This window comes from Actinoplanes couchii, from assembly GCF_016862075.1.
GTDB classification, from domain to species: Bacteria; Actinomycetota; Actinomycetes; order Mycobacteriales; family Micromonosporaceae; genus Actinoplanes; species Actinoplanes couchii.
This window is the reverse complement of the sequence record NZ_BOMG01000097.1, coordinates 166,325-173,447: the sequence shown is the minus strand read 5'-3', so window position 1 is coordinate 173,447 and position 7,123 is coordinate 166,325. Positions and strand designations below refer to the sequence as shown.

Genomic DNA, 7,123 nt, shown 5'->3' with positions numbered 1-7,123 from the left:
ATCGGGGTGCACGCCGATCCGCCCTGACGGCGAATCGGCTATTCCTGACCTGCTCCGCAGGGGTCCGTTTCCTCTCCGGCCTGAGGGACTGCGTTGGCGAATGACCAGACCGTCGCGACGATGCGCATGAACGTCGATGCCCAGCCGAGGTCAGAGCCTCGCCGGGCATGGAATCGGTGTCCGGTTTGCGAGATGCCCAACGGAGTCCTGAGGGCCGGAGTATCCACGGAGGAATCTGATGACCGAACTACTCGCCCACAACACGTCCAACGAGGTCACCGGCGGGGTGTGGCGGGTGCCGCGGGGCAGCGGGACGGCGATCCGCAAGATCGTGACCCCGCGCCGGGCCGGAGCGTCGGCGCACCTGGCGGCCAGTGACGACCCGGGACACTTCAACTACTGGCGGCGCGAGCCCCTGGCCTACTCGACCGGACTGGCCACGACCGCGTTCGCGGCGGGCGGCATCCGGGCGCCGGAGCTGCTGGAGATGACCGAGAACCCGGACGGTTCGATCACGATGCTCCTCGAGGACGTGCCGGGCCGGCCGGGCGACCCGGGGGAGTTCGCCTACCGGCTGGGCCTCGGCCAGGCCGGGAACACGACCACCACCGACTGGCTGGCCCGCGACTTCCTGCGCGACTACACCCTCGCCCAGCCGATCCCGGACGACCTGGACTGGGACCACCCGGCGGCGCACGAGGCGTGGCCGCCGGAGCTGCGCGCCGGGCTGCGCCGCCTGTGGGACCGGCGGCACGAGCTGCTGGACGCCGCCGGAGCCCTGCCGCGCACCCTGTGCCACCACGACGTGTGGCCGATGAACCTGGCCGGCACCGGCGTGCTGTTCGACTGGGCGTTCACCGGCCCCGGCGCGATCGGTGCGGACGCCGCCAACCTGGCCCTGGACACGTTCTGGGACGGCCACACCGACGTGTCCGAGCTGGACGCGGTGCTCGCCGCGGTCGGCGACGGTTACGCCCGCGGCATGGCGGCGGTCGCCTCGCCCGCGGACGTGCACCGGGCGATCCGGGTCACCGGCGCGGCCAAGTACTTCTGGCTGGCCCCGCGGATGCTGTCGCTGGCGTGGACCAACCCGCGCGGCGGCGGCTACGACACCCGCGACTGGGCGTCGATGTTCGCCGGCCGCGCCCCGATGTTCCGCCTCGTCGTGGAGTGGGCCGACACGATCTGATACGTCGGGCATCCGACAGACCCCTGGCCGGATGCCCGACGCGCATCTCTCGCCCGCGAGTCCACCATGGATCCCTCACCGATGAGGGGGTCATCGTGGTGCGGTTCGACCGAGAGCGCGCCGAGACGAGCGCGATACGACTACACGACTGCCGGCAGCAACTGACCGGCGCGCCGCCCTGCGACCGCGGCTGGGCGCCCGCCCACCTGGAGATGAACGCCGCCCTGCTCGACCCGCCGGAGGACATCGACGGTGTGGTCGCCCGCCTGAAACTGATCCAGGTCATCCTCGACTCGCTGCCACCGGGCCCGGGCACCAACCGGGTGGCCGCCTTCAACGCGCTCTACCTGACCATCACCGAACAGGTCCAGGCCCACCTGCGCGGTACGGACGTCACCGACCCGGTCTTCCTCGAGGTCCTCGACGTCGAGTTCGCCCGGCTCTACTTCACCGCCCTCGCCTCCTGGGGCGCCGCGCCCGGCGTCGACACCCCGGACGCCTGGGAGGTCCTCTTCCGGCGCGCCCACGACCACCGGATCAGCCCCCTGGAGGCGGCGGTCCTCGGTGTCAACGCGCACATCAACCACGACCTGGCGCTCGCCCTGATCGCCACCTGGCAGCGGCTCGGCTAGCCGGGCGACGGCCCGCAGCACCCCGACTACCTGGTGGTGAACCGGATCTTCTACGCGCACATCCCACCGTTGCGCCGCCGGTTCGCCACCGCCTGGCAGATGCAGATCGACCGCTGCGTCGGCGACCTCGACGACTGGAGCCAGCGCATCCTGGTCTACTCCACGCGCGCCCTGGCCTGGGAGAAGGCCGAACGCCTGTGGGAGCTGCAGGACGACAAGGACGACTACGCCCGCGCCCTGCTGGTGATGGACCGGATCGCGGCGGTGGCCGGGGAGACCGTGCTGACCGGCGCCGGCGTCGTGCGGGTGCTGTGGCTGGCCACCACCGCCTGGATCAAAGGGTTCGTCTACCGGGTACTCAGCCCACCGCGATGACGGTGGACTTGCCGCCCAGGACCGCTACCGGCAGCGCGCTGCCCTTGACCGGCACCAGCACCCACCACGCCGTCAGCCGCTTCAGCTTCTGCGTACCGGCGCCGGTGTTGGTGCCGAGCTTGCGCCGGTACTGCGGGATGAACACCTGCCGGCCCGGGTTGGCCCCGACGATGTCGGTGACCGTGGAGTATGCGACCACCGCGGCGCCGTCGATGGTCCGCAGCGCCCGGACCGGGTACTTCGACACCGCCGACGTATAGGTGGCCGACTCGGCCGGGACCAGCGTGTTGTCCCGGACGAACTTCATGTCGACGAGCATCTGCTCCGGGTTCACCACGTCGCCCGTGGTGGTGTCCGCACCGAACAGCGGGTCCTCGGCGGGCTGGTCGGTGATCCGCCGGGCGTGCGCCTCGGCGACCGCCCGCGGCGCGGCGATCAGCGTGTCCGTGCTGTCCGCGGCGTCGACGACCTCGGCGTTGCCGGAGGCGTCCCGTTTGATCTCCGGCAGCGACGCCTCCAGGCCCACGTAGTGGCTCAGCCGCCACTCGCTGCCGAACTTCGCCATGATCAGCGGGTAGCTGGCCCCGCCGAACGACGTCCGCGACTCCACCACGAAGAAGTCCGCGCCGGACAGCACACCCGGGATGTGCGAGCCCACCGGCTCGTAGGTGAACGGCTTGATCGAGTACTCCGACGGGGTGGCGTTCAGGGACGCCTGATCCGCCTCCATCGCCGCCTCGGCCTCGTACAGGGCGACAGCCGTCGAGTCCAGGGCCGCGTTCGCCTTGTTGTTGTCCTCGGTGAGCCGCGCCATCAGGTCCGCCAGGCCGGCCTGGTCGAAGACCGGGTCGCCGCTGTCCTCCAGCGTTGCCGCGGCGGACACCGACGGTTCCGGCTCGCTGTCCGGCGTACAGGCCGCCACGGGCAGCAGGAGCAGGAACGCGGCGACGATCTTCGAATAAGGGCGCACGGGCGGTGAGGATACTTGGCTTGTACTAGAGTGACCTGTGTGACTGCCGGGTCGGCTTCGTGCCATTACCGAGTGGGGCACCCGGCTGACCTGTGAGGTCAGCGCGGTCGCCCCGCGCTCCGCCGTTCTGTCGTGATCTTCGCCTCTTCCGGGATCCCACGACAGAAAGTGCTGAATGAACTTCAATACGTCAATCATCGGCGAGTTCCGTGCCAACCACGGCCGGGTCGGCGGCATGTTCGACGGCGCCCGCCTGCTCCTGCTGACCACCACCGGCGCCCGCACCGGCCGCCCGCACACCGTGCCCCTGGGCTACCTGCCCGACGGGGACCGGAACCTGGTGATCGCCTCGGCCGGCGGCGCACCGAAGAACCCCGCCTGGTACCACAACATCCGCGCCGAACCGGTCGTCACCGTCGAGGACGGCGTCTTCGTCCACCAGGCGACCGCCGTGGTCCTGACCGGCGCCGAACGCGACGAGGCGTTCGCCCGCGCCGTCGAACAGGACTCCGGCTGGGCCGACTACCAGCGCCGCTCCGGCCGCACCATCCCGGTGGTCGCCCTGGTCCCGATCCCGGTGCCGGGCCCGCCGAACACGGTCGCGGCCGGCCCCGGGGAGATGCTGCGGATCGTGCACGACGCGTTCCGCCGCGAACTGTCGATCATCCGCACCGAGATCACGAACTCCGGCGGCTCCGGCCTCGGTGCCCAACTTCGGGTCAACTGCCTCACCGTCTGTGCCGGCCTGCACGGCCACCACAGCCGCGAGGACGAGGGCATGTTTCCCTGGCTGGAGGCGAACCGCCCGGACCTGGCACCCGCCGTCGCCAGACTCCGGGCCGAACACCACACCGTCGCCGAGCTGCTGGAACGCCTGCAGAAAGCCCTCACCGACCCGTCCCTGACCGGCGACACGCTGATCGGCACGGTCGACACGCTGGCCACGGAACTGGAGAGCCACCTGGACTACGAGGAGCGGATCCTCATCCCGGTCCTCGACGGAGCGTGATCTAAGAGAAGGACCGGTTTTTTCGTACGCCCGGCGAACAGCGCTGCTCCGACCCCGCGAGCAGGGCGTCGCACCAGGCCGACGGCGCGGCCGCCGGGCGTATGCGAACTACCGGTCCTTCACGCCCGTGACCCGCCGCAGGAACTCCAGCGTCACCCTCTGGACCAGGGCGACCCGCTCCGGATCCTCGTCGGTGGTCTCCGCCACCCGATAACCGGAGATACCGCCGAGGAAGTGCTCCCCACCCGGAACCACCACCAGACTCCGGTCCCCGCCCCGCAACGTGTACGGATCGGTGGTCCACGACGGCCCCCGGGTCGACAGCGGCAACTCGTCCCGATCCCCGGCGACCACCAGCCCCGGCCTGGTCATGTGCGAGAAGTCCTGCTCCCGCAGCCAGGGCGCGTGCTCCAGCGCGAACGGCGTCAGATGGTCACCACCCGCACCGGCCGTGGCCAGCTGGATGCTCGCCATCACCCGCGGATCGGACAGATCCTCGGCCACCCCGCTCACCGGGTCGGTGACCCGCAGCCCCACCAGGACACCCGCGGTCTGGCCCCCGAACGAATGCCCGGCCGCGACCACCCGGCTCCGATCCGCCCGCGGCGCCAGACTGCCGAGTTCGTCCAGGATCCGCCGCACGTCCAGGACCCGAAGACGCCAGGCGGCCGGATCCCCGGGGGCGTCGTGGTGGGTCGCCTGGATCACCACGAACCCGTGGGCGGCCCAGTGGTCGGTCAGCGGCGCGTAACCGTCCAGGTTCGCACCGAACCCGTGCACGAACACCACGACCGGGAGATCGTCGCCGGTGAGCGGGGCGGTCACCCGTACCCGCAGGTCATGGTCCCGGTGTTCGGTGGTGATGGTGAGCGGTTTGATCGACACGATCGGTGTGGTGGTCATGCCGGTCACGCTAGAACCTGACGTTGACGTCAGAATCAAGTCATGCGTATCGGTGAACTCGCCGCCCGGACCGGAGTCAGCGTCCGGGCGCTGCGCTACTACGAGGAACAGGACCTGCTCACCGCCGAGCGCACCACCAGCGGCCGGCGCCGCTATCCCGACAGCGCGGTCGGCCGGGTGGAGCTGATCCAGGAGCTGTACCAGGCCGGCCTGAGCAGCCGCACCATCGTCGAGCTGCTGCCGTGCGTCACCGGCGACCGGGCCACACCCGCCCTGGTCACCCGCCTGACGGCCGAACGCGCCCGCATCGACCGGACCATCACCGACCTGCTCCGGACCCGGACCCGCCTCGACGAGGTGATCACCGGCGCCACCGGCAACATGCTCACCGGCGTCCCTTGCCGCGACGAACCGCCGCGCCGGCACTCGGCCCGGGCCCTGATCGTCACCCCCGACCACCGGATCCTGCTGTGCCGGCACCTCCTGCCCGACCCACCGGGCCAGGTGGTGTGGGCGGCCCCCGGCGGAGGCCTGGAACCCGGCGAGATGCCGTTGACGGCGCTACGCCGCGAGCTGGCCGAGGAGGTGGGTCTCACGGTCGAGACCGATCCGCCGTACGTGTGGAGGCAGGAGTTCGCCACCACAGCCAACGACTACTTCCTGATCCGCACCGACAAGTTCCGCCCCCACGGAGCCCTCTCCGACACCGAACTCGCCGCCGAGAACATCACCGAGTTGCGCTGGTGGCCACTGCGTGACATCGCCACCTACCGGGGCCCCGACCTGTTCTCCCCACGAGACCTGGCCACCCCACTGTCCGAACTACTCCGCAAGGGCGCCCCGCCCACCCCCACGGTGCTCGGCATGTGAGGCCCAGTCGATGGTGTACCGGTGGTCCGGGCCGATCGTCCGCTCGGGACTCATCAGCTTCACCAGGGCCGGCATGACGACCGGCATCAGAGCCCGGGCCAGCGGGCCCGGAACCTTGGCCTGGTTGATGCGGGCCGCCCGGGCGGCGATCCGTTCGACACGGCCGCGCCGCAACCGCTCGTACGTCGCGAACGCGGCCGGGACATCCGCGATGTCGCGCAGACAGCGGGCCAGTTGCACCGCACTCTCGACAGTCAGCGAGGCACCCTGACCGGAGGTGCTCGACGGCGCGTGCGCCGCGTCGCCGACCAGCACCATCCGGCCCCGGTGCCAGTGCGGGACCGGCGGCATGATCTGCATCGCCCCGGCGATCTGCAGGCCGTCCGGATCGGTGGTCGACGACAGATCGTGGCCGGGCCGGTCGGCGGCGAACGTGTCCCGGAGGATGCCGGCCCACCGCGCCGTGCCCACCGCCCGCGCCTCGGGCACGGTCAACGACCGCGGCCACGGCAGGTTGACACCCCACCGGGTGCCGCCGCCCGGCTCCGGCCAGTACAGATAGAACGCGCCCCGCCCGAAACCGAACGTCAGCGTGCCGGGCTCGACGCCGACCTCCGCACTCGCCACCGCCTCGAAGCCGAGCGTTCCGGTGTACCGCGGCCCGGGCGCCTGCGGGTCGATCAGCCGGCGGGTGATGGACCGGACACCGTCGGCGCCGATCAGGATGTCCGCGGTGGCGGTGCCGCCGTCGGCGAACTCGGCGGTGACACCGGCCGGGCCCTGCCGTACGCCGGTCATCCGCTTCTCGTAGGCGACGGTGATGCCGGCGGCGCTGGTCAGCTCGCCGAGTGTCCGGTGCAGGTCGCCTCGGGAGATGACCCGCAGCGGGGGAGCACCGCGCAGGGCCGGCAGTTCCACCCGCCGGTCCCCGGCCGTCATGATCTGCCGCGTGATCGGTGTCGTCCGTGCGACGACCGCCTCGTCGGCACCGACATGGCTCAGCGCGGCGACACCGTTGGGCGCGAGCGTGAGAGTGCCGCCCAGCTCGCCGCCGCCGGCTGGGTAGGCCTCGTGGACGGTCGCCTCGATGCCGGCGCGGCGCAGCGCCAGTGCCGTCACGGGACCGGCGATACCGCCGCCGATGATGATCGCTGTTCGGACTCCGGGCATCGCCG

Annotated in this window: 6 protein-coding genes and 2 pseudogenes; 5 read left to right on the top strand and 3 right to left on the bottom strand. The window is 71.3% G+C overall.

Annotated features, from left to right (window positions below):
- Positions 1-238 precede the first annotated feature (238 nt).
- A complete protein-coding gene (locus Aco03nite_RS39700; protein WP_203805809.1) occupies positions 239-1,189 on the top strand; it encodes an aminoglycoside phosphotransferase family protein in 951 nt (316 codons plus the stop codon).
- A 212-nt stretch (positions 1,190-1,401) separates the two neighbouring features.
- Positions 1,402-2,196, top strand: a pseudogene (locus Aco03nite_RS53575) (DUF5995 family protein).
- On the opposite strand, the gene Aco03nite_RS39685 reads toward Aco03nite_RS53575, so the two are convergent.
- Entirely contained in the window at positions 2,180-3,166 is a 987-nt protein-coding gene (locus tag Aco03nite_RS39685; RefSeq protein WP_203805803.1) for a DUF8094 domain-containing protein, read from the bottom strand. The pseudogene Aco03nite_RS53575 and the gene Aco03nite_RS39685 overlap by 17 nt on opposite strands.
- A gap of 175 nt (positions 3,167-3,341) precedes the next feature.
- On the opposite strand from Aco03nite_RS39685, the gene Aco03nite_RS39680 reads away from it, so the two are divergent.
- Entirely contained in the window at positions 3,342-4,175 is an 834-nt protein-coding gene (locus Aco03nite_RS39680) for a nitroreductase/quinone reductase family protein (RefSeq protein WP_203805801.1), read from the top strand.
- A gap of 108 nt (positions 4,176-4,283) precedes the next feature.
- On the opposite strand, the gene Aco03nite_RS39675 is transcribed toward Aco03nite_RS39680, so the two are convergent.
- Positions 4,284-5,078 (bottom strand): alpha/beta hydrolase family protein, encoded by a 795-nt coding sequence (locus Aco03nite_RS39675; protein WP_203805799.1) that lies wholly within the window; start codon positions 5,076-5,078, stop codon positions 4,284-4,286.
- A gap of 42 nt (positions 5,079-5,120) precedes the next feature.
- On the opposite strand from Aco03nite_RS39675, the pseudogene Aco03nite_RS39670 reads away from it, so the two are divergent.
- Together Aco03nite_RS39670 and Aco03nite_RS39665 are read left to right on the top strand one after the other, a co-directional pair.
- Positions 5,121-5,441, top strand: a pseudogene (locus tag Aco03nite_RS39670) (MerR family transcriptional regulator); the annotation flags it as partial.
- An 18-nt stretch (positions 5,442-5,459) separates the two neighbouring features.
- Positions 5,460-5,948: an NUDIX hydrolase gene (locus tag Aco03nite_RS39665; RefSeq protein ID WP_203805854.1), complete on the top strand. Its 489-nt coding sequence runs from the start codon at positions 5,460-5,462 to the stop codon at positions 5,946-5,948.
- Here the strand turns inward: Aco03nite_RS39665 and Aco03nite_RS39660 are convergent.
- Positions 5,901-7,118, bottom strand: a complete 1,218-nt coding sequence (locus Aco03nite_RS39660; RefSeq protein ID WP_203805797.1) for an FAD-dependent oxidoreductase — start codon at positions 7,116-7,118, stop codon at positions 5,901-5,903. The genes Aco03nite_RS39665 and Aco03nite_RS39660 overlap by 48 nt on opposite strands.
- Positions 7,119-7,123 lie beyond the last annotated feature (5 nt).